Source organism: Pantoea sp. App145 (assembly GCF_047947045.1).
Taxonomy (GTDB): domain Bacteria; phylum Pseudomonadota; class Gammaproteobacteria; order Enterobacterales; family Enterobacteriaceae; genus Pantoea.
The window spans coordinates 2,693,148-2,714,852 of the sequence record NZ_CP133290.1; the positions used below are offsets into that span (position 1 = coordinate 2,693,148).

Below are 21,705 nucleotides of genomic sequence, written 5' to 3' on the forward strand. Positions count from 1 at the left end.
TTACTTCTTGCCGGACTTGCTATCACCCTGCGGATTGAGACGTCGCCAGGCGTGACGTTTCAGCATCGCCCAGGCGCTTCCCCCCACCAGTGCCGATACCAGCAACGCGGCCAGTGCCATCAGCACCGAGTGTTGGTTGGCATACCACACCACCATCATGTACCAGGGCATTTCACCACTCGGGAACTGGGGTCCGACGCGGAAACTGCGGATACCGTTTTCATCGGTGATGATGGCGGTGTCGCCGCGAATACCCGCGTTAATCCGTGCCGAGTTCAGGTCGTTATGCAGACGTGTCAGCTGGTCATCGCTGGTGGCAACCGTCATCACCACCAGGCGATCCGGGTTCCACGGCGAGCGATAGCTGAGAAAGCCGCGCCAGGCTTCATTCGAAGAGAAGTAACGATCGGCATCCAGCTGCTGGCGATACCAGTCGCCGGTCAGCCAGCCACGCAGCTTGTCCCAGGTGGTCGGGTCCTTCACCCCCAGCGTATTGCCGCTGGTCTCATAAGGTGTCCCCGCCAGCATCGCCTGGTTAAAGGCGCTGTTTTGCGTAGTGCTCACCGCCAGCAGATCGCTGTGCTCCAGACGCGTCAGATTGGTGCCACCATTCGGCATGCCGAACAGCACCTGGTTTTGCGCCAGCGGTACGCCGGTGGCGTTACCGGCACGGGCCGCCATATCCAGCAGGGTGGAGATCTCCGCGTCGCTCGGTTTCTCCGGCAGCATCAGCGTGGTCTGGGCGAAATCGGCCAGACGCGAGAACGGGAAGGATGCACCAACGAAGTACGACAGGTTCGGCAGCATGGTGAAGTGACGCGTATGGCTCAGGTCGATCGACGAGTCATCTTCAATGCGGCTCTTGATGTTGTTGTTCAGCAACACGCCGCAAGGGGCATCCGCTTTCGGCTTGATGTTGAAGTACAGCGCCAGCTGGTTATCCCCGTAAATCAGATAGGGATCGAGCTTCAGCGTGTAGTTTTCCTGGCGTGCATCGCCACCCAGACGGTGCCATGCGCTCTCCAGCAGGCCGACTTTGTTCACCGTCAGGTTACGCAGGAAGGTGCCGTTCAGCATCACGTTGAGGAACGAGTTGTTCTCGTCGATCCAACTTTCCGACGGGAAACGATAGTGCAGGTTCACCGGAATGGTGTCGCCGTCCCACATAAACAGGTCCGGCGCGGCGCGGAAGTTCACGCTTAGCGCATCGTGCCAGATACCGGTGGTGGTCAGGCTCTGATCTTTACGCAGCAGCTCGCTCAGACGCACCGGACGGCTGGTGTTAATCCAGCGCGGCGCATCATACGGCTTACGCAAACCAATCGGCTGCGTCTGCACATTCATGCTGCTGGCATCGGTGGTCAGTGGATGCGTGGTGAGACGGTTCGCCGCCTGACGCAGCTGCGCGTCATCCGCGCCACTCACCAGCAGCAGCTTGTACACCGGGTTGATCGGGTTATCGACCATTTGCAGGGTCGGGCCGTTGGCGGCCGGGAACGTCAGCGGGCCGATTTTATCGCCCGGATGACCAAACAGAATGCCGTTGTGTTCCGGCAGATCGCCGCGCACCACCGGGAAACGAATGCCACGGTAATCCGACTGAATACCCAGCCACGAAGCCACCAGCGCCGCCGCACTGACAGTATCTGGTGCCACATCATTGGCAAAACCAATGGTGACGGTGGCGGGCGTCATACGCAGCGGATCAAGAAATGGACGCGGGAAGTTACGCAGGGCGGTGCCGATGTTCAGCTGCTGCCCTTCCATGCTCAGCGTGGTTTTCGGCAGAATCGTCACCTGATACTGGCGGGCGCTATCTTTCTCGCACAGCAATTTGTCGGCATCGTTAATCTTGAAGCTGAGGTTGTTGCTGGACACCACCATCGCCGCCGGGATATCAAGCTGGTAATCACTGACATCGCTGTCGCTGGAGCCGAGTGGCAGCGTACCCAATGGTTGGCCGTTAAGCATCAGTTGCAGCGAGGTATTACGTGACGCCAGCGCCGCAGAGACACGCAGCGACAGGTTGAGGCGCGCATTGGTGATCACCTCATCACCCGGCAGGGTGAAGACGATACCGGATTGCAACTGGCCGCCGGTCAACACGATCCCCTGCTGCTGGCCCATCTGCGCCACGGAAATCACGGTGCTGACCGGCTGATTCAGCGGTGCCGCAGTCACCACCGGTGCCGCGACAGGAGCGGGAAGCGGTGCGGGGGTCGGTAACACAATATCCGGTGCCGGTGCCTCGCTGGCTGCCGCAGGCGCATCGTTTTCCGTCGCCGGGGCATTTTCTGCCGGGGCGTAAGGGGCACTGCCTGCCGCCGCTTTAAGCTGGGCATCCGCGTTGCTATCCAGCCCCTGTGGCGGGGGCACCTGTCCCAGGGCAGAGCTATCCTGCGTCACCGTTGCCGGGGTATCCGCCCAGGCAGGCACCAGCAGCAGCGCGGTTGCCAGCGAACTTGCCAGCAACGTTTGCGTCAGATTCTTCATGCTGCGCTGTCCTCTTTCACGGCAGGCTGAGCGTCCTGCTTGCCTTTGTTGCGACGATCTTTCCATGTCAGCCAGAACAGCTCAAAAACGGTACGCACAATGGTGCCAATCGACAGCAACGGATTGTCCTGCTTGTACTGCGGCTGAATCCACGCATCGGCGCGCGCCAGCACCACACGCACCAGTTCACGACGGCGCGACAGCGGCATGGCTTCGAAACGCAGACGAATGGTTTCTTCGTCACCGGAAATTTTGCTCACCGGAATGGTGATAGCACCCGATTTCAGCAGCAGATCAATCTCTTCGATTTCATCAAACTCATGACGACCATCCGGTGCATCGAGCTGCGCGCCACCCATCGACAGGTTGCTGGTCATGGTGCGCGATGAGATACCGCTGGCGTAGTGAATAATCGCCGGGATTTCTACCTCAATACGGATGGTTTTACGCACCTGTTTGGTTTCGCGCGCCACCGCAATCGCCGCCATCAGGATAATCAGGCTGAACACCGCCCAGCCGACGTTCAGGGCGATAACGTAAGGGTCCACGCCAAAATAGTTATGCATGGTGGCACGTACCACACCTGCCACGATGCCCACCGTCAGCAGCGCCGCCACAATCACATGGGGACGCACGATATGGAAATCGAAGAAGCCCTGATCCAGTACCCCGCCTTTATCCGTGACGTTGAATTTGCCGTGTTTCGGCGAAAACATGGTCAGGATAGTCGGGATAACCAGGTGGAAACACATCACCGTTTCGTAAATCTCACCCCAGAAGGTATAGCGGAAACGGCCATTCATGCGGGAGTTGACGTACAACGACATCACCAGATGCGGCAATACGTAGGCAAAGATCAGCGATGCCGACGAATGAATGATGTTCAGGTTAAACAGCAGGTACGCCAGTGGCGCAGTCAGGAACGCCACGCGCGGTAAACCAAACTGGAAATGCAGCATGGCGTTGAGGTAGCACAGACGCTGCTGCCATTTCAGACCACGGCCCAGCAGCGGATTATCGACGCGAAAAATCTGCGTCATGCCACGCGCCCAGCGGGTACGCTGAATAACGTGCAGACCAAGACGCTCGGTAGCCAGACCGGCGGCCAGCGGAATCGACAGGAACGCCGAACCCCAGCCCAGACGCTGCATTTTCAGCGCGGTGTGCGCATCTTCGGTGACGGTTTCAACCGCAAAACCCCCAATCTGCTCCAGCGCGCTACGGCGAATCACCGCACAGGAGCCACAGAAGAAGGTGGCGTTCCAGTTATCGTTACCCTGCTGTACCGGGCCGTAGAACAGCGAACCTTCGTTCGGGATGCTGCGCGCTGCGCGCAGGTTACGCTCGAACGGGTCCGGCGAGTAGAAGTAGTGCGGCGTCTGCAACAGCGCCAGTTTCGGATCTTTCAGGAACGGTCCGACCGTCGCTTGCAGGAAGGTGCGGGTGGCGACGTGGTCACAGTCAAATACGCAAATCAGCTCACCTTTGGTGATTTTCATCGCGTGGTTGAGGTTACCGGCTTTGGCGTGGCGGTTATCGTCACGGGTGATATAACCGACACCCACATCCGCAGCAAACATGGCAAACTCACTGCGCTTACCATCATCCAGTAAATAGATTTTGAGTTTGTCGCGCGGGTAATCAATACATTGTGCCGCCAGCACCGTATCGCGAACCACATCAAGGCTTTCGTTGTACGATGGCACATAAACGTCCACCGTCGGCCACAGACTGGTGTCATCAGGCAACGGTTCGATGGTGCGTTTTAATGGCCAGGTGGTTTGCAGGAAGCCGAGAATTAAGATCAGCCAGACATAAAGCTCGGCAAGATATAAGCCGATGCCAAGAATGGCTTCAACCTCTGAATTAAATTGCAGAGTCTCCGTGGTGCGCCACCAGATATATCGGGTTGACATGAGCGCGGAGAGAATGACCATCACCACGGTTATTTTGCGGCTTTTGCTGAAGCCCATTAAAAACATCATACCGATGCTGATTAAGCCAAAGATATATTGTTTCTGGCTATCCATCGGCGTAATGATGATTACCGCTGCGACCGGTGCAAGCACCAGCAGCAGCAGGTAAAACCCGAGTTTTCTCATGATTCACCTGCGGAGCTGTGTTGTTTTTATTCGCGGTCTGGCAAGGCCAGGCTATTAATAATGACTGCGAATGGGTGCCTGAACTTCGCCGTTACCCACGGTGATATTCAGGATATTGGAGACACGTCTGGCAACCAGCTCAATATCAAACGCTGCCGCAGATGCAGGGCTGAAATCAAAAACAGATTGCTGCGACGCATTGGCCTCCGCGACACTTTCATCACGGTGCACCACACCCAGTAAATTGTCCCCCAGACGCTGCTGCATAAAAGCAGTGACTTCACGGCTTATATTGCGGCGGTTATCGCTCTGGTTGAGAACAAAATAGTGTCCACGTTTATTATTCAGTGGCTGACCAATCATGCGGTCATTTTCAATTTGCGGCAGCAAAGAGACGGACGCGGTATCTGCCAGCATTACCACTAAATGCATATCGGCCAGTGCCGTCATCGCCTTTAATGCCGGACCCGGGCCAGGTGGAAAATCCGCAATGATCACCAGTCCCGGATAATTCAGCACCGTATCCAGACCACGCCGCAGGAAATGCGGATCTTTTGCCAGTCGCTCTTCAAAACGCTCACGCTGTTCTTCGGTGACGTCACCGTAAGGCATGACAAAAATATTGCCGCCGGTGGTGAGAATCGACTGACTCCAGTCTGCCTGCTCATCCGAGCGCGCCACAAAACCGCGACCATCATGCAGCGGCACACCAAAATGCAGACGCAGTGCATTTTGTACGTCAAAATCGATTGCCAAAACTTTGCTGCCTGCGCGGGCCAGACTCCAGGCCAGGTTGGCTGCCATTGTGGTTTTCCCTACTCCCCCTTTAGGCGAGCACACACAAACTAACGGCATAGCGCAATCTTCTCCAGTAACGGTTTCAGTGGTGTATCTTTCGACAGGTTCGCGGGCGCAGCTGGCCGTGAACGGAATAGTGCGCCAAAGCGTGACGGTGCCGCAGCAGGCTGAGGCGCAGGCGCGACCGGTGATACAAAGGCTGGCACAGGCGCAACGGCAGCCGGGGCCACTGGAGCAGGCACCACCCAGGGTGCAGGTTCAGGTACAACCGCCTGAACCTGAGCCGCCGGGGCTTCAGCTGGTTTTGGCGGCGGAGGCGGAAACAGCGATGTGGTCGCCTGGCGCTCAACATGGGTCGCTTTGGGTGCCACTGGCATGATCGACGGCGCAGGCAGGGATGTTTCAGGTGGAAACAGCGATGCTGCTGGCTGAGGCTCAGCCACCGCAGGCGCAGCTGTCACTACAGGGGCAGCTGCCAGGCTATCGAGAATTGAACCCCGCACGCTGCTGGCAACAGGTGTCGCCTGCGCTTGTGGCGCTGGGGCAGTAAATTCGTTACCCCGAATCGGCTGCGGCTGCGGCAAATCAATACGCTGGCCACCACCTAAGGTTTCCTGATCTTCGTCCGCCGCCAGCTGACGAATAATCGCCCACTGACTTTGGTCCGCTTCCTGCGTTTGCCCAGACATATCCTTAAAAGCGATATCCAGCGTCTGCGTTTTTTCCTTAAAACGCTGCAAATCGTCGTAATTCTTCATGACCGGGGCCTGTTAAGGAGGGGGGAATTTTTCGCGAATATATCACATACCTTTAAACACAGTGAGAGAATTCTGATTATTAAAGCGTCGCATTCAATAAAAGAGTTTTATCTTTCTGATTGAAAAAAAGGTAGCAATATAACGATCCATCTGCTTATTATCCGGAATTAATTAATATCGATTAACTGAAATAATCACGGTGATAACATTTCTATAACCCACTGAAAAATCACCAACCCTCTGCAATCTGCGGATTTTTCATACGCGTGATGAGCTTCACACAATCCTGACAAAATTCAGAATTTATCCTGGCATTGAGAAGAATTTTTAAGACCAGCCAAAGACGGATGAAATGATGTGATGAATTTTTCGGTTTTTGCATAATCAATGCTTCGAGCGTTAATTTTATTGAAGTATAGACGAGCAAATGAAAAAGGCCCCATTCGGGGCCTTAAACAATCACCATAATACTTTTATGCGCCCGTAATTGGCTGGTTCTCATCCTGATCGACAGCGAAGCAGGCAATCTGCTGTTCGCCATAGGTTTTCAGTTTCGGCTGCAATTGTACGCAGGTACCAAAACGGCGGCGGCAGCGCGCATTGAAAGCACAGCCCGGCGGTGGGTTTAGCGGGCTGGGCAGCTCGCCAGTCAGTTTAATACGTTCACGACGCTCATCCGGATTGAGGCGCGGCGTCGCCGACAGCAGTGCCTGGGTATACGGATGACGCGGGTTACTGAAGATCGCCTCTTTGCTGCCTTTTTCAACACAGCGTCCCAGGTACATCACCATCACTTCATCGGCGATATGTTCCACCACCGACAAATCGTGGGAAATAAACACATAGGACAGGCCAAGGTCCTGCTGCAGGTCCATCATCAGATTCAGCACCTGCGCACGCACCGACACATCAAGCGCCGACACCGGTTCATCGGCGATCAGCACATCCGGGTCGAGCATCAGACCACGCGCAATGGCGATACGCTGACGCTGTCCGCCAGAAAACATATGCGGGTAACGATCGTAATGTTCGGTTTTCAGGCCGACCTTCGCCATCATCTCAAGCGTTTTCTCGCGACGTTCCGCTTTGGTCAGCGTGGTGTTGATCACCAGCGGCTCTTCCAGAATCTGGCTGATTTTCTTGCGTGGATTGAGTGAGCCATACGGATTCTGGAACACGATCTGAATTTTCTGGCGACGCAGTTTCTGCGCCTGAGGATCGTGCTTCAGCAGATCCTGACCGTGCCAGTACAGCTGCCCTTCCGTCGGGGTTTCAATCATGGTCAGCAGGCGGCCAAGGGTGGACTTACCACAGCCCGACTCCCCGACCACTGCCAGCGTTTTACCGCGTTCCAGGTTGAACGACACGCCATCGAGCGCTTTCACCAGACGTTCCTGGCCGAACAAACCTTTCTTCACCGGGTAGTGTTTTTTCAGGTCAATCGCCTGCAGCAGGTAATCCTGCTGTGTATTTTCATGACTCATAAGTCGGTCTCCCGGCATCATCCAGTGGGAAGTGGCATTTGGACTGGCGGCCCGGAATATCGCGCAGCTCAGGTTCTTCGCGACGGCAACGGTCAGTCACATAGGGGCAGCGCGGATTCAGCAGGCAGCCGGTCGGGCGGTCATATTTGCCCGGCACCACACCCGGTAGCGACGCCAGACGCGCTTTATCCGCCGCGAATTCCGGCAGCGCGCGCAGTAACGCCTGAGTATAAGGATGACGCGGTGCTTTGAAGATATCCGCCGCTTTGCCGCTTTCCACCACCTGGCCGGCATACATCACGATGATGTGCTGAGCCGCTTCGGCCACCAATGCCAAATCATGGGTGATGAGGATCAGCGCCATGTTCTCCTGCTTCTGCAACTCCAGCAGCAGTTCAATGATCTGCGCCTGGATGGTCACGTCGAGTGCGGTGGTCGGCTCATCGGCGATCAGCAGTTTCGGTTTGCAGGCAATCGCCATGGCGATCATCACGCGCTGGCTCATGCCGCCGGACAATTGGTGCGGATACACATCCAGACGCGAGGCCGGATCGGGAATCCCCACCTGCTCCAGCAGGTCAATCGCCCGCTGACGGCGAGTGCTACGGCTGCCGCCCTGATGCACTTTCAGCGCTTCCATAATCTGGAAGCCCACGGTGTAACACGGATTGAGGCTGGTCATCGGGTCCTGGAAGATCATCGCCACTTCCGCCCCCACCAGCTGACGACGCTCTTTTTCAGAGATGCGTTGCAGATCGCGCTGATTAAACTCCAGCTTCTCTGCCATCACCCGGCCGGGATAATCGATCAGGCCCATAATCGCCAGTGAACTGACGGATTTGCCGGAACCGGACTCACCCACAATTCCGACCACCTGGCCCTGCTCAACCTGATAACTGATGCGGTCAACCGCACGGAACGGTGTTTTTTCGTCGCCAAAATGCACCGACAGTTTTTCTACATTTAATAACGCCATCTCGGTGCCTCTTTACTGCTTGAGTTTCGGGTCGAGCGCATCACGCAAACCATCGCCCATGAGGTTGAATGCCAGAACCGTCAGCAGGATGACCACCCCAGGGAAGGTCACCACCCACCAGGCACTTTGCGCGTACTGCAACACGTCGGAGAGCATGGTGCCCCACTCCGGCGTCGGAGGTTGCGCCCCCATACCGAGAAAGCCCAACGCTGCCATATCGAGGATGGCGTTGGAGAAACCTAATGATGCCTGCACGATCAGCGGTGCCAGGCAGTTAGGCAGAATATTGACGAACATCTGGCGCAGCGTACCGGCACCCGCCACGCTGGACGCGGTGACGTAATCGCGATTCACTTCCACCAGCACTGCCGCGCGCGTCAGACGGATATAGTGCGGCAATGCCACGAACGTCAGCGCCAACCCGGCGTTAACAATCGACGGACCAAAAATCGCCACCAGCACCAGCGCCAACAGCAGGCTGGGCAGCGCCAGCATGATATCGACCAGGCGCATGATGATGGCGTCAACCACCCCACCGAGGTAACCGGCCATCAGACCGAACACCACGCCGAGGATCAGCGACAGCACCACCACCAGGCAGCCCACCAGCAGCGACAGACGCGCACCAAACATCAGGCGCGACAGGATATCGCGGCCGACGTCATCGGTGCCGAGGATAAATTTCCAGCTGCCACCGTCCTGCCAGACCGGCGGGTGCAGCAACGCATCGCGGAACTGTTCAGCTGGCGCATGCGGGGCCAGAAACTCGGCGAAGATGGCGACAAGCAACATCAGGACGATGTAGACCAGGCCAATCACCGCGCCTTTATTACGTTTGAAGTAGTGCCAGAATTCCTGAATCGGGGTCATCGGCTTGGGTGCAGCGCTTACGCTTGCGGGATCAACAGCAGACATGATGCCCCCTTATTTCTTATGACGGATACGTGGATTCACCACGCCGTACAACAGATCAACCAGCAGGTTGACCAGGATGATCAGAATCGCCACCAGCAGCACGCCGCCCTGCACTACCGGATAATCGCGGCGTTGCAGCGCTTCAATCAGCCAGCGCCCAAGGCCCGGCCAGGAGAAGATGGTTTCTGTCAGAATCGCGCCCGCCAGCAAGGTACCCACCTGCAAACCGATGACGGTCACCACCGGCAGCATGGCGTTGCGCAGCGCGTGCACCACAATCACGCGCATCCGCGTCAGCCCTTTGGCGCGCGCGGTGCGGATGTAGTCTTCGCCCAGCACTTCCAGCATCGAGGAGCGCGTCATACGCACAATCACCGCCAGCGGGATGGTGCCCAGCACGATGGCGGGCAGAATCATGTGCATCACCGCATCTTTGAAGTCACCCGGTTCACCCCACAGCAGGGTGTCGATCAGCATAAAGCCGGTAAGCGGATGGCTATCGTCGAGGAAGATGGTGTCACTGACACGCCCGGAAACCGGCGTCAGGTTGAGTTGCACCGACACCAGCATGATCAACATGATGCCCCACCAGAAAATCGGCATCGAATAACCGGTGAGTGAGATGCCAACGGCGGTGTGATCGAACACCGAACCGCGTTTCACCGCAGCCAGCACGCCCACCGGGATACCGACGGCAATGGCGAAAATCATCGCGCAGATGCCCAGCTCCAGCGTGGCTTTAAAGCGCGGCACGAATTCGTCCCACACCGGAATGCGGCTTTTTAATGAGATACCTAAATCGCCGTGCAACACGCCGTTGATGTAGGTGAGATATTGTTTCCACAGGGGTTGATCAAGACCAAACATCGCCATCAACTGCGCATGGCGTTCTGGCGAGATACCGCGTTCGCCCGCCATGATCAGCACCGGGTCACCGGGGATCAGATGGACAAATGCGAAGGTCAACAGGGTAATACCGATAAATGTCGGGATGACAAGTCCCAGACGTCGGAGTATGAACTGCAGCATAAGCCGGACTCTCAGTCATTTCCCACAGCGTTGCCACCGGGGACTACATTGCTCAAAACAAGCATCCGGCACATAGCCGAACGCGACGCCAGAAGCGCTTCAATATAAGAATTTAGCCGGAAAAAAAGTGCGGAGTGCGGGCGGTAAAGATACCGCCCGAGGGCCGACGGCGTCGGCCCTGACCGCCATAATCCGAAAGGTTATTCCTGGATATCGACGTTTTCGAAGTGATGTTTACCTAACGGGTCAACCACATAGCCGGTCACTTTCTTGCTGACGGGCTCATACACAGTCGAGTGAGCAATGATCAGCGCCGGAGCCTGGTCATGCATGATCACCTGTGCCTGTTTGTAGTATTCAATACGTTTGTTGTGATCGGCTTCAGCACGTGCAGGCTGAATCTGATCTTCAAACGGCTTGTAGCACCAGCGCGAGTAGTTAGAACCGTCTTTCGCCGCTGCACAGCTGAACAGGGTGGCGAAGAAGTTGTCCGGATCTCCGTTGTCACCGGTCCAGCCCATCATCACCGTCTGGTGTTCACCCGCTTTGGCGCGTTTCAGGTACTCGCCCCACTCGTAGGTTACGATGTTGGCTTTCACGCCAATTTTCGCCCAGTCGGCCTGAACCATTTCCGCCATACGACGGGCGTTCGGGTTGTATGGACGCTGAACCGGCATTGCCCACAGGTCGATGGTGAAGCCATTCGGCAGGCCTGCTTCTTTCAGCAGTTCTTTCGCTTTAGTCGGGTCATACGGATAATCTTTAACCGCATCGTTGTAGCCCCACATGGTCGGCGGAATCAGGTTCTTCGCCGCCTGGCCTGCACCCTGATACACCGCATCAATGATGGCTTGCTTATTCACCGCCATGGTCAGTGCCTGACGCACTTTCACGTTATCCAGCGGTTTTTTCTCGGTGTTGAACGACAGGTAACCGACGTTCAGACCCGGTTGCTCCATCAGATTGATGTTTTTGTCTTTCTTCATGCTGGCGATATCAGCCGGGTTCGGGTACGGCATCACCTGGCACTCGCCTTTCTGCAACTTGGCATAACGCACGGAAGCATCTGGCGTGATGGAGAAGACTAAGCGATCGATCTTCGGCTTGGTGCCCCAGTAGTCCGGGTTAGCTTTGTAGAGGATGCGTGAGTCTTTCTGGTATTGCAGCAGCTGGAACGGACCGGTACCTACTGGGTTCAGGTCCAGTTTTTCCGGCGTACCGGCTTTCAGCATGTTGTCAGCGTACTCTTTGGACAGGATAGAAGCGAAGTCCATACCGAGGTCAGCGAGGAACGGTGATTCCGGACGTGTCAGCACGAAGCGAACGGTGTTGTCGTCCACTTTCTCGATTTTGCTGATCAAGTTCGGCATGTCCATGCCTTCGAAGTACTCGTAGCTGCCGCCAGAGACGCCGTGGTACTTGTTGTTTTTATCGAGCTGACGCTCGAAGGAGAAAATCACGTCATCAGCGTTGAAGTTACGCGTCGGTTTGAAGTCTTTGGTGGTTTGCCACTTCACGCCTTTGCGCAGATGGAAGGTATAGGTTTTGCCGTCAGCGCTCACATCCCACTTTTCGGCCAGGCCCGGTTCCACTTCTGTGGTGCCGATTTTGAATTCAACCAGACGGTTGTAGATCGGTACGGAGCTGGCATCGTAGGTCGTACCAGAGGTGAACAGCTGAGGGTTAAAGCCTTCCGGCGAACCTTCTGAACAGTAAACGAGGGTTTTCGCCTGAACACCTGCGGCAACGGTCATAGCAATCAGGCTCAGACCGACCTTCAGCATCCTGGATTTAGCCAGGGAGTTGATCATGTTTTGCTCCATTGTGATGTGATGTTGTGTGCGTTGCGCCTGACCTCTGATTTTTTTATGCGGTTCAGGCAAGTCACGTTTGTGACCAAAATGCGAGCCGTTGTTGTTGTTGCACTGGCACCGTGGAATCTGCCAGATGCGTCGGACTCTGCATCTATTGACGCATCAATTTGTCAACAGTTGCAAAGAACGTCAATACAAGGTGGGGTTATTTACAGAGAGTGTGAGTAACCGCAAGCAACGATAAAAAATACCCTTCAACCGGTAAGCCAATATTTAAAAAGGTGATAAAGCCATCTACACCGAGTGATTATCTGGATATATAGCCAAATGACAGTGATTATCACCGCTAAAAAACATACAAATATTGCCAGTAAATGTTGAATATATGAACGATTCCCCGTGCGTTATGACGTTCAGGCAGCGAAATATGCTGGACTATTGGCATAAGAAATCAGCAAAAAGTAAAAAGCGGTCATAAGAAGAATGTGTCGCGAATTAAGCGGGCAGCTAAGCAGCAGCAAGGGATTGATAGCCGTGAGCAGGAATAATGACGACTAATGGACGATCGCCGAGGGTAAGGGGTGAATTGTTAACTTTTGGTATTTCGATCATCCACAGCACCAGGCCGTAGCGGCGCGATTTATCGCGCAATTCCGCGTGCGATGCAGAAAAACCCGCGCGATAAATCGCGCCGCTACGGATAATGCAGACGAAAAAAAACCTGCTTTTACAAGCAGGTTTCTTAAATCTGGTCGGTGAGAGAGGATTCGAACCTCCGACCCCTTCGTCCCGAACGAAGTGCGCTACCAGGCTGCGCCACTCACCGATGGGGGCGCATCTTACTGCGCCACTTCTGGAGCGTCAATCCCTTTTTGTGCAAATCCACGCGATCGCCTGGAAAGCAGGCAGCAGGGAAAAAGCCTCTGCTGCTCAATAAGTTCCAGGCAAAAATTATAGCGTTTTGGCTTCTGTCGCTGCCGCTGGTGCCTGGCACCAGTTATTCGCCGCTTTAATCCCACCGTTCGGCGAGCTGTAACCCAGGCAGCCGAGAATGGTGTCGAACAACTCAACATGACGATGCGTTTTGCCGACGCGCTGTTGCGCCTGCAAACGTTCGAAATTGCTGCGGTTGGTTGGGTCAGCCAGATACTTATCCGAGGCCCAGACCATCATCGGGACGCGGAACTGTTCCGGCGGTGCCATTTCGCGCGGTGTACCGTGCAAATGCATATTCTCGCTAATCGACTCACCGTGATCGGCGGCATAGAACACAATCGCCTTCTTGTCGCGCAGCTGGTCTAACACGCTATCCAGCATGGTATCGACATAAAGAATCGAGTTGTCATAAGCATTGATCAGTTGTGCTTTGCTACAGGTTTCATCGACACCCATACACTCCGGCTGATAACGGGCGAAACTGCGCGGATAGCGCTGCGAATAAAGGTAGTGCGAACCTTTGGTATGCAGCACCACCAGATGCTTACCTTTCGGGAAACGCTCCAGCGACGCCTGTAACTCTGGCACCAGCAGCATATCGTCCACCGGCTTACCCTGATTACGTTTCTCAGAGCCAATTTGCTCACGGAACGAGAAGTTATTCACATCGGCGTTATCGTAGAACCACACTTCGCTCTGCATGGCGAACAGCTCCGATGTGAAACCCAGCTCTTTCATTACTGCGAAGATATTCTGTTCTTTCAGGGTGCGCCCGGGGTTATCCATGGTGCCGCCTTCACGAACGAACATGCAACGCAGTGACAGCTTGGTCGCGGTATCGCAGGACTCGCCACGGAACGCCACCAGGTTCTTCTCTTTCGATAACTTCGGCGTGGTATCGCGTGAATAACCCAGCATGCCCATATGATCCCAGCGCGTCGTCTCACCAATCACAAACACCACGTAGGTGTCATCAATACCGGGCGGTGCCACGTAGGTAAACTGCTTTGCCGGGTCGAGCAGTTCCTGGCTATCCAACTGCTCATCCACTTTGGTCCAGGTAAACAATCCAAGCGCGGCAATCCAGTTGGAAGGCAGATAAGAATGCGCTACCACGCCACCATAACTGGGCAAGTCGATATTGGTGATCTCTTCATTGGCTTTTTGCAGCCTGTCGAAATAGCGAATCGGCAGCCACACCAGCGCCACGCTCAGCAGTAAAATCACCGTGGGTTTGAGACGCTGGCCCGGCGTTTTCAACTGATTAATCAGCGTCTGACTCAGGTTGTTACGCCAGATCATCAGCAGCGGTAAGGCGCTCACCAGCACCATCCACAGCACAAAATGCAGGCCAATCACTTCTTTCGACAAATCAACATCGGTGGTCATCACCGAAGCGACGATGCCGTAGCCGATCACCACGTTAAAAAACGCCATGTAATAGGCAGAGGCGACGGAAATGACTACCAGCAGGCTGGCGAGCACGCGATAAATCCATTTACCGCCCAGCGACAACAACCGCATCAGGAAGAAGGTCAGCAGTACTGCCGCCACCACTTCTGCCACAGCAGAGGCCCATTCGGTCAGTGTGAATTTCGTTAGATAACTGTCAAAACGTCGATAAAAAATCGGCAAATTCAACAGGATGCCGATATACAGCGCGAGCAGCAATGACAGCTTCTGCTGCGTTAAGGTTTTAATATAATTCATGAATTTACTTATTCCCGGCCTGGTGTCGGAGCTATGACCCTAAATGTGACTGTGTAAAGACAACAGAGTTCGCACAGTTTGCTAAAAACGTGATGAAACGTGCAGGATCGGGACGAATCTGAACGGAGAGAACACGATGATGCGAAGCCAGGCAGTAGAACATTTAACCAGAGGTATGACCAGAGAATTTTTTGAGCGTCGCCTGGAAAGTTTTAATTCATGAGAGGAGTACCTACTTCACTTTGATGATTCTGCCATCATCTGTGAGCTGATAGGTTGAATAATCAAATCTAAACTGCGTTATGCCATCTCGTGTGAAATAAACAGCCATAAGTCTTTTCTTATCAATACAATTTTTGGGCGGCTGCATATCATCAAAACATAAACGATCTTCCTTACCCAGTTCTTTATAGTCATCACCAAATGCAAAAATTGAAATCAATGTTGGCCCCCCTTCCTCTTCAGAAACGATATTATATTTTAACCGAATTTCATTCTGATTCTTCAGCCACCATTGAACACTTGCCACTTGCGACAAGGACAAGTGGTCTACGAGAATTTCCGCAGTGTATTGATTATGATGTCCCCCCATGACCATGACATCCCGATTGTTCAGGTATATCAACGACCCGGCGATAGCTGCGGCGATACCAGCTAATAAAAAAAAACCTCTTCTCATCAACGCCCTCCTTGAATATCTACGACTGCTTCCATATTTGTTAAAAATGGACGAAAACCGAACCTATCAAAACGTTGAAGAATGAACCAAATGCGAAAAAATTGGAACTGATTAAATTTTTTCTTTCGAATATCATCTACATCCAGACCAAAATGATCCTGCCCCATATATTTCACTTTTGCATGCCAGTGATTTCCATCAATTTCCAGGTTCAAAAGCTCAATTCGTGTCGAATGAACATCGTGTATAGTAATACCCATTCCATTAATTTTATCGAGTATTAAGGAATCGAACTTGGGCAGAATACTGTCTCGAATAAAGAAATTCAAACCATCAATACTCTGTTTAGTAAGTATTTTATTAGTAAAATCAATACAGGTATTTAATCCTGTGATGATAGCAAGCCTCGAACTACTGTCAGAATTATCCCTCAAAATCTTCTCCCTGTATGCCATATCCAGCTGCATATCCCGGAAGGGTGCTCCGGTCGATTGCTGGAAATGCCGGAGCATTTTATTGATCAGGTGTTTATATGGCCCCACGCAGGCGTAAGGTAGCGAAGTCACCTGCATCTCTTCAAACAATATACGGGCACATTCCTCCACGCTCACCGCTGCTCCACGTTTGCCACCGTAAGCACCATGGAAACGTGACTGAGGATTATGGAATGCCGTCAGCCGTGTCATGCTGTAGGGATCAACCTGATTAGATACGTGATTGAGATGAAACTCGTTCTTTAGACGCACTTCAGAAATATCGCCATAGCGCATATCATCCGCGCCATAGTCATTAAAAAAACGTTGGGTGATATAAATCGTTTGCGGAAAGGTTGCCATTGCCATGCGGAGTTACTCCCTGTAACCGGCTGTCCATAATGCTGGACATTAAATCGTATTCGTCGAATGAAAAAATTGATCAATCTCCAGGAAATGAAATCACCAGAAATAAAAATCCGTAGCGGAGAAATTTATTCCTCACTATTTTTGGCGTGTAAAAACCCGCGCGATAAATCGCGCCGCTACGGAATATGCACTCGCTGAATACTATTAATGATATGAAATTCTTATACCTTATTTCACTTTGGTGATTTCACCATTTTTGGTGCGAACATAGGCAGAATAGTCAATGCCAAACCTTAAATCACCATTACGCATTCGACTAACAGACATTAGGATATTTTTATCAATACAATTCTTAGGTGGGTTTATGTCATTAAAACATAAACGGTCTTTTTTCCCTAATTCCTGGTAACCATCGCCAAAAGCAAAAAACGTTATATATACTGGATTATCAGCATACTGAGATAATATTCTGCTCTTATTTTTTAACCACCAATCAATCTTTCCTGACTCTGATAACGGGAGATGATCTACGATAATGGCTAAAGAATCTCCTGACCGGTGAGTGTCAATGACATTGACTTCCTTGTACTCAAGATAGAAAAACAAACCGACTACGATGATAATAAAAGAAAATAGAATATATCGTTTTTTCATCAGCAATGCCCTTCAAGCTCAATAATGGCTTCCAGATTAGTCAGAAAAGGCCGAAATCCGAACCGGTTAAAACGTTGCAGAATAAACCAAATCCTGAAGAACTGAAACTGATGGAATTTTTTCTTCCGAATATCATCGATATCCAACCCAAAATGATCCTGCCCCTGATATCTCACCTGAGCACGCCATTCTTTTCCGATGATATCCAGCCTCAAGAGTTCGATTTTGGTGGCATGTACATCATGGACAGTAATTCCCATACCGTTAATCTTGTCCATAATCAAAGAATCAAATTTTGGTAAAACTCTATACCCAATCTCGTTAGTGATGCTAGCAATTTTACTTAGAGGAAACCCCTTTCTGTCAAAATCAATATTATTATTAATAACCTGCTGAATCGCTAGCGTCGTGCTTTTCTCAGAATTATTCCTCAAAATCTTCTCCCTGTATGCCATATCCAGCTGCATATCCCGGAAGGGTGCTCCGGTCGATTGCTGGAAATGCCGGAGCATTTTATTGATCAGGTGTTTATATGGCCCCACGCAGGCGTAGGGTAGCGAAGTCACCTGCATCTCTTCAAACAATATACGGGCACATTCCTCCACACTCACCGCTGCTCCACGTTTGCCGCCGTAAGCCCCATGAAAACGTGACTGAGGATTATGGAATGCCGTCAGCCGTGTCATGCTGTAGGGATCAACCTGATTAGATACGTGATTGAGATGAAACTCGTTCTTTAGACGCACTTCAGAAATATCGCCATAGCGCATATCATCCGCGCCATAGTCATTAAAAAACGTTGGGTGATATAAATCGTTTGCGGAAAGGTTGCCATTGCCATGCGGAGTTACTCCCTGTAACCGGCTGTCCATAATGCTGGACATTAAATCGTATTCGTCGAATGAAAAAATTGATCAATCTCCAGGAAATGAAATCACCAGAAATAAAAATCCGTAGCGGAGAAATTTATTCCTCACTATTTTTGGCGTGTAAAAACCCGCGCGATAAATCGCGCCGCTACGGAATATGCACTCACTGAATACTATTAATGAGATGAAATTCTTATACCTTATTTCACTTTGGTGATACTGCCATCTTTGGTGCGCAAATAAACAGAAGATGCAAAGCTAAATTCCAAATCACCATTACGTGTGCGATCCACATACATTAAAATATCTTTATCAATACAATTTTTAGGCGGTTTGATATCGTCGAAGCATAACCGGTCCTCTTTGCCTAATTCTTTATAGCCATCGCCAAATGCAAAAATAGTAACAAGTTGCGGCTCACCTTCATTGCCAGGTGATATATTGTAATTTGAAAAAATCTTTCCCTCGTTATTCAACCACCAGTTGATACGATTCGATTGTGACAATGGTAGATGGTTGACGATAATATCCGTTGCATATTTTCCATGATGCACATCAACAACCTTAACTTCACGATTATTAAGGTAAACATAGGCACCACAGGCTATGAAGGCAACTACTACCATGAGTTGAAAATACCGTTTCATCAATTTCCACCTTCAATATCAATAGTAGCTTCCAGGTTAGTCAGGAAAGGCCGAAATCCGAATTGATTATAGCGCTGTAGAATGAACCATATACGGAAAAATTGGAACTGATGAAATTTCTTTTTTCGTATATCATCAACATCAAGTCCAAAATGATCCTGCCCGGTAAACCTTATCTGGGCACGCCATTTTGTGTTACTTACTTCCAGGTTTAAAAGATCAATACGCGTCGCATGAACATCATGAATGGTGATCCCCATTCCATTGATTTTATCCAGTACCAAAGAATCAAATTTCGGCAGTCTACTCCTGCTTAGATCTTCATGAATTTCATTAACTCTTTCAACAGGGTAACCTCCTTTTTCATAATCAATATATTTATTGATGACCTTAGGTATCCTGATTTTTGCACTTTCGCTATTATTATCCCTCAAAATCTTCTCCCTGTATGCCATATCCAGCTGCATATCCCGGAAGGGTGCTCCGGTCGATTGCTGGAAATGCCGGAGCATTTTATTGATCAGGTGTTTATATGGCCCCACGCAGGCGTAGGGTAGCGAAGTCACCTGCATCTCTTCAAACAATATACGGGCACATTCTTCCACACTCACCGCTGCTCCACGTTTGCCGCCGTAAGCCCCATGAAAACGTGACTGAGGATTATGGAATGCCGTCAGCCGTGTCATGCTGTAGGGATCAACCTGATTAGATACGTGATTGAGATGAAACTCGTTCTTTAGACGCACTTCAGAAATATCGCCATAGCGCATATCATCCGCGCCATAGTCATTAAAAAAACGTTGGGTGATATAAATCGTTTGCGGAAAGGTTGCCATTGCCATGCGGAGTTACTCCCTGTAACCAGCTGTCCATGATGCTGGCTATTAAATCGTGTTCCCCGGCAGAAAAAATTGATCAAACCCCAGAAAATGAAATCCCCAAAAATAAAAAAGACTCCGCAAGGAGTCTTTTTTATTACCCGAATAACTAAAAAGAGTCATTAATTAATGATATTCAGTGTAACGTCAATATTGCCGCGTGTAGCATTAGAATACGGGCAAACGATATGCGCAGCATCCACCAGTTTCTGTGCTTCAGCAGCGTCCATACCTGGCAGATTAATATTCAGGGTCACCTGAATGCCGAAACCATTCGGGATCGGACCGATACCCACTTCACCTTCGATCCATGCATCTTTAGCAATGGCGAATTTGTCGCGCGCGGCGACAAATTTCATCGCGCCGAGGAAACAAGCGGAATAACCTGCTGCGAACAGCTGCTCCGGGTTGGTCACTTCACCGCCCGCGCCGCCCATTTCTTTTGGTACGCCGAGTTTCACATCCAGCACACCATCAGAAGAAGTCGCACGACCATCACGGCCACCGGTGGCTTTGGCTTTTGCAGTATAAACAACTTTCTCTAAAGACATGATAACCTCACTAATTCGCTATATGATCGCGTGCTACTTATTTAGCACTGTCCTGATACACATGACACGGGTGCGTCGCACCCGCTCTTTTTTACTTAGCGCGATTCAGATTATCGCGCAAATCATCCAGCTGATTTTTCAACGCCAGCAGCGTGTCATCATCGCAGGCTGAGGCGCATTTGATCGCTTCCGGGATAGATTCCGCTTTCTGGCGCAAGGCGCGTCCCTCATCCGTCAGCGTGACCACCACCTGGCGTTCATCCTGACGCGAACGGGCACGACGCAGCAGCCCGGCGCTTTCCAGCCGTTTCAGCAACGGCGTCAGGGTGGCGGAATCGAGGAAAAGCTGCTCGCCAATCTCTGACACCGTCAGGTCGTCCTGCGTCCACAGCACCAGCATCACCAGATATTGCGGGTAGGTGATTTCCAGTTGCGCCAGCAGTTGCCGATACACTTTATGCATCGCCAGGTTCGCCGAATACAAAGCGAAACAGAGATGCTGATCGAGCTGGAGTGGCGTCTGCGACACTTTTTTGTCATCTTGATTACTGTTCATGCGATTTAATATAGATAGCGCGCTAGACAATTGCAAGCTACTTTTTCCCGGAGAACACAATATGCGGGATTCACTGGAAGATCAGGCGCGCCGCTATGCCACCCAGGCCCATGCTGCTGCTGGACAGCGTCGTAAATATACCGATGAGCCTTATATCGTCCATCCGGCAGCAGTCGCTGAGCTGGTGCGCAGCGTCACTGATGACGAGGCGATGCTGGCTGCCGCCTGGCTGCATGACACGGTAGAAGATACACCCAGCACATTACAGGATATTGAAAGCCACTTTGGCCCGCGCGTGGCTGAACTGGTGGATATGTTGACTGACAGCGCCCAGCCGCAGGCGAAAAACCGCGCTGCCCGTAAGCTGGCGCACTTCCGCCATACCGCACAGGCCTCCCCCGAGGCACAAACCATCAAACTGGCCGACATCATCGATAACACCCGCGCCATCGTGCAATTTGACGCCGACTTCGCCCGCGTTTATCTGGTGGAGAAGCAGGTGCAGATTCAGCTGTTAAATGAAGGAGACAAGCGTTTGTGGCAGCAGGCGGAGAATATTATTCGTCAGGGTATTGCCCAGCTGGCGCAGCCGCCGCACAGCGTACCGGAGAGTTGGTTTGTCAAACAGGCGGCCAAATACGGGGGTTTAAGTTAAAAAAAACCCGCCGTGATGGCGGGTCAGAACCGAATAGTCGGTGTTACTCAAGTAATTGTCGACCCAGATAGGGATTGGCCTGCAACAGCTTCATCAATTTACGTGCCGTAGCGGAAGGGCGCGTGCGTTGCGCCTCCCAGCTTTTCACTGAAGAGACGCTCACCCCCATCACGCGGGCGAATTCATCAACCTGCATGCCGGTCATCTCTCGTAAACGCTGCGGCTCGGGAACTGACGCCTTGTGAAGGGCGATTTCTGATACGGAAGGCTGTGCATCACGTGTCAAAACAATCTGTTCAAGACTACTAAGTAACTCGACCATTGGATCTTTTATTTCCATAGAGAACTCCTTAAAACTC

The 21,705-nt window shown here is 52.0% G+C and carries 20 protein-coding genes and 1 tRNA gene; 1 reads left to right on the forward strand and 20 read right to left on the reverse strand.

Annotated features, from left to right (window positions below):
• From bcsB to RCF31_RS12370, 19 genes are all read right to left on the reverse strand, one after another.
• On the reverse strand, window positions 1-2,493 hold the full coding sequence (gene bcsB / locus RCF31_RS12280) for a cellulose biosynthesis cyclic di-GMP-binding regulatory protein BcsB (RefSeq protein WP_416410708.1): 2,493 nt from the start codon (window positions 2,491-2,493) through the stop codon (window positions 1-3).
• Window positions 2,490-4,595 carry a UDP-forming cellulose synthase catalytic subunit gene (gene bcsA, locus RCF31_RS12285; RefSeq protein ID WP_299455475.1) on the reverse strand — a complete coding sequence of 702 codons (2,106 nt, stop codon included), beginning with the start codon at window positions 4,593-4,595 and terminating at the stop codon, window positions 2,490-2,492. The genes bcsB and bcsA overlap by 4 nt, the downstream gene beginning before the upstream one ends.
• A 54-nt stretch (window positions 4,596-4,649) precedes the next feature.
• Window positions 4,650-5,450 carry a cellulose biosynthesis protein BcsQ gene (gene bcsQ / locus RCF31_RS12290; RefSeq protein ID WP_299455477.1) on the reverse strand — a complete coding sequence of 267 codons (801 nt, stop codon included), beginning with the start codon at window positions 5,448-5,450 and terminating at the stop codon, window positions 4,650-4,652.
• Window positions 5,441-6,151: a cellulose biosynthesis protein BcsO gene (gene bcsO, locus RCF31_RS12295; RefSeq protein WP_416410711.1), complete on the reverse strand. Its 711-nt coding sequence runs from the start codon at window positions 6,149-6,151 to the stop codon at window positions 5,441-5,443. The genes bcsQ and bcsO overlap by 10 nt, the downstream gene beginning before the upstream one ends.
• 473 nt (window positions 6,152-6,624) lie before the next feature.
• Complete coding sequence (gene dppF, locus RCF31_RS12300) at window positions 6,625-7,635, reverse strand: dipeptide ABC transporter ATP-binding subunit DppF (protein WP_299455481.1); 1,011 nt, start codon at window positions 7,633-7,635, stop codon at window positions 6,625-6,627.
• Window positions 7,625-8,611: a dipeptide ABC transporter ATP-binding protein gene (gene dppD, locus RCF31_RS12305; RefSeq protein ID WP_416410713.1), complete on the reverse strand. Its 987-nt coding sequence runs from the start codon at window positions 8,609-8,611 to the stop codon at window positions 7,625-7,627. The genes dppF and dppD overlap by 11 nt, the downstream gene beginning before the upstream one ends.
• A gap of 12 nt (window positions 8,612-8,623) precedes the next feature.
• Window positions 8,624-9,526: a dipeptide ABC transporter permease DppC gene (gene dppC / locus RCF31_RS12310; protein ID WP_416410715.1), complete on the reverse strand. Its 903-nt coding sequence runs from the start codon at window positions 9,524-9,526 to the stop codon at window positions 8,624-8,626.
• Window positions 9,527-9,535: 9 nt separating this feature from the next.
• Entirely contained in the window at window positions 9,536-10,555 is a 1,020-nt protein-coding gene (gene dppB, locus RCF31_RS12315; protein WP_084871670.1) for a dipeptide ABC transporter permease DppB, read from the reverse strand.
• A gap of 200 nt (window positions 10,556-10,755) precedes the next feature.
• Window positions 10,756-12,366, reverse strand: a complete 1,611-nt coding sequence (gene dppA, locus RCF31_RS12320; protein WP_299455488.1) for a dipeptide ABC transporter periplasmic-binding protein DppA — start codon at window positions 12,364-12,366, stop codon at window positions 10,756-10,758.
• A gap of 752 nt (window positions 12,367-13,118) precedes the next feature.
• A tRNA-Pro gene (locus RCF31_RS12325) sits at window positions 13,119-13,195 on the reverse strand.
• 125 nt (window positions 13,196-13,320) lie between these two features.
• The gene (gene eptB / locus RCF31_RS12330) at window positions 13,321-15,015 is read right to left on the reverse strand and encodes a kdo(2)-lipid A phosphoethanolamine 7''-transferase (RefSeq protein ID WP_416410718.1); all 1,695 of its coding nucleotides are present in this window, start codon (window positions 15,013-15,015) and stop codon (window positions 13,321-13,323) included.
• Window positions 15,016-15,247: 232 nt separating this feature from the next.
• Window positions 15,248-15,694 carry a DUF943 family protein gene (locus RCF31_RS12335; RefSeq protein ID WP_416410720.1) on the reverse strand — a complete coding sequence of 149 codons (447 nt, stop codon included), beginning with the start codon at window positions 15,692-15,694 and terminating at the stop codon, window positions 15,248-15,250.
• On the reverse strand, window positions 15,694-16,536 hold the full coding sequence (locus RCF31_RS12340; RefSeq protein ID WP_299455494.1) for a DUF3289 family protein: 843 nt from the start codon (window positions 16,534-16,536) through the stop codon (window positions 15,694-15,696). The genes RCF31_RS12335 and RCF31_RS12340 overlap by 1 nt, the downstream gene beginning before the upstream one ends.
• A gap of 228 nt (window positions 16,537-16,764) precedes the next feature.
• Window positions 16,765-17,190: a DUF943 family protein gene (locus RCF31_RS12345; RefSeq protein WP_416410722.1), complete on the reverse strand. Its 426-nt coding sequence runs from the start codon at window positions 17,188-17,190 to the stop codon at window positions 16,765-16,767.
• Complete coding sequence (locus tag RCF31_RS12350; protein WP_416410724.1) at window positions 17,190-18,074, reverse strand: DUF3289 family protein; 885 nt, start codon at window positions 18,072-18,074, stop codon at window positions 17,190-17,192. The genes RCF31_RS12345 and RCF31_RS12350 overlap by 1 nt, the downstream gene beginning before the upstream one ends.
• 185 nt (window positions 18,075-18,259) lie before the next feature.
• Entirely contained in the window at window positions 18,260-18,706 is a 447-nt protein-coding gene (locus RCF31_RS12355) for a DUF943 family protein (RefSeq protein ID WP_416410726.1), read from the reverse strand.
• On the reverse strand, window positions 18,706-19,548 hold the full coding sequence (locus tag RCF31_RS12360) for a DUF3289 family protein (protein ID WP_416410728.1): 843 nt from the start codon (window positions 19,546-19,548) through the stop codon (window positions 18,706-18,708). The genes RCF31_RS12355 and RCF31_RS12360 overlap by 1 nt, the downstream gene beginning before the upstream one ends.
• Window positions 19,549-19,706: 158 nt before the next feature.
• Window positions 19,707-20,135 (reverse strand): organic hydroperoxide resistance protein, encoded by a 429-nt coding sequence (locus RCF31_RS12365; protein WP_299455496.1) that lies wholly within the window; start codon window positions 20,133-20,135, stop codon window positions 19,707-19,709.
• A 91-nt stretch (window positions 20,136-20,226) separates the two neighbouring features.
• Window positions 20,227-20,691, reverse strand: coding sequence for a MarR family winged helix-turn-helix transcriptional regulator (locus tag RCF31_RS12370; RefSeq protein ID WP_084871664.1), 465 nt, complete (start codon window positions 20,689-20,691; stop codon window positions 20,227-20,229).
• A 61-nt stretch (window positions 20,692-20,752) separates the two neighbouring features.
• Between RCF31_RS12370 and RCF31_RS12375 the strand changes: the two genes are divergently transcribed.
• Window positions 20,753-21,346 carry an HD domain-containing protein gene (locus RCF31_RS12375; RefSeq protein WP_299455498.1) on the forward strand — a complete coding sequence of 198 codons (594 nt, stop codon included), beginning with the start codon at window positions 20,753-20,755 and terminating at the stop codon, window positions 21,344-21,346.
• Window positions 21,347-21,389: 43 nt separating this feature from the next.
• On the opposite strand, the gene RCF31_RS12380 is transcribed toward RCF31_RS12375, so the two are convergent.
• A complete protein-coding gene (locus tag RCF31_RS12380; protein WP_084871662.1) occupies window positions 21,390-21,686 on the reverse strand; it encodes an HTH-type transcriptional regulator in 297 nt (98 codons plus the stop codon).
• Window positions 21,687-21,705: the final 19 nt, after the last annotated feature.

Bases quoted from the DNA above. Each gene is read 5' to 3' on its own strand.
- bcsB (WP_416410708.1), bottom strand. From the start codon at position 2,493: ATGAAGAATCTGACGCAAACGTTGCTGGCAAGTTCGCTGGCAACCGCG.
- bcsA (WP_299455475.1), bottom strand. From the start codon at position 4,595: ATGAGAAAACTCGGGTTTTACCTGCTGCTGCTGGTGCTTGCACCGGTC.
- bcsQ (WP_299455477.1), bottom strand. From the start codon at position 5,450: ATGCCGTTAGTTTGTGTGTGCTCGCCTAAAGGGGGAGTAGGGAAAACC.
- bcsO (WP_416410711.1), bottom strand. From the start codon at position 6,151: ATGAAGAATTACGACGATTTGCAGCGTTTTAAGGAAAAAACGCAGACG.
- dppF (WP_299455481.1), bottom strand. From the start codon at position 7,635: ATGAGTCATGAAAATACACAGCAGGATTACCTGCTGCAGGCGATTGAC.
- dppD (WP_416410713.1), bottom strand. From the start codon at position 8,611: ATGGCGTTATTAAATGTAGAAAAACTGTCGGTGCATTTTGGCGACGAA.
- dppC (WP_416410715.1), bottom strand. From the start codon at position 9,526: ATGTCTGCTGTTGATCCCGCAAGCGTAAGCGCTGCACCCAAGCCGATG.
- dppB (WP_084871670.1), bottom strand. From the start codon at position 10,555: ATGCTGCAGTTCATACTCCGACGTCTGGGACTTGTCATCCCGACATTT.
- dppA (WP_299455488.1), bottom strand. From the start codon at position 12,366: ATGATCAACTCCCTGGCTAAATCCAGGATGCTGAAGGTCGGTCTGAGC.
- eptB (WP_416410718.1), bottom strand. From the start codon at position 15,015: ATGAATTATATTAAAACCTTAACGCAGCAGAAGCTGTCATTGCTGCTC.
- RCF31_RS12335 (WP_416410720.1), bottom strand. From the start codon at position 15,694: ATGAGAAGAGGTTTTTTTTTATTAGCTGGTATCGCCGCAGCTATCGCC.
- RCF31_RS12340 (WP_299455494.1), bottom strand. From the start codon at position 16,536: ATGGCAATGGCAACCTTTCCGCAAACGATTTATATCACCCAACGTTTT.
- RCF31_RS12345 (WP_416410722.1), bottom strand. From the start codon at position 17,190: ATGAAAAAACGATATATTCTATTTTCTTTTATTATCATCGTAGTCGGT.
- RCF31_RS12350 (WP_416410724.1), bottom strand. From the start codon at position 18,074: ATGTCCAGCATTATGGACAGCCGGTTACAGGGAGTAACTCCGCATGGC.
- RCF31_RS12355 (WP_416410726.1), bottom strand. From the start codon at position 18,706: ATGAAACGGTATTTTCAACTCATGGTAGTAGTTGCCTTCATAGCCTGT.
- RCF31_RS12360 (WP_416410728.1), bottom strand. From the start codon at position 19,548: ATGGCAATGGCAACCTTTCCGCAAACGATTTATATCACCCAACGTTTT.
- RCF31_RS12365 (WP_299455496.1), bottom strand. From the start codon at position 20,135: ATGTCTTTAGAGAAAGTTGTTTATACTGCAAAAGCCAAAGCCACCGGT.
- RCF31_RS12370 (WP_084871664.1), bottom strand. From the start codon at position 20,691: ATGAACAGTAATCAAGATGACAAAAAAGTGTCGCAGACGCCACTCCAG.
- RCF31_RS12375 (WP_299455498.1), top strand. From the start codon at position 20,753: ATGCGGGATTCACTGGAAGATCAGGCGCGCCGCTATGCCACCCAGGCC.
- RCF31_RS12380 (WP_084871662.1), bottom strand. From the start codon at position 21,686: ATGGAAATAAAAGATCCAATGGTCGAGTTACTTAGTAGTCTTGAACAG.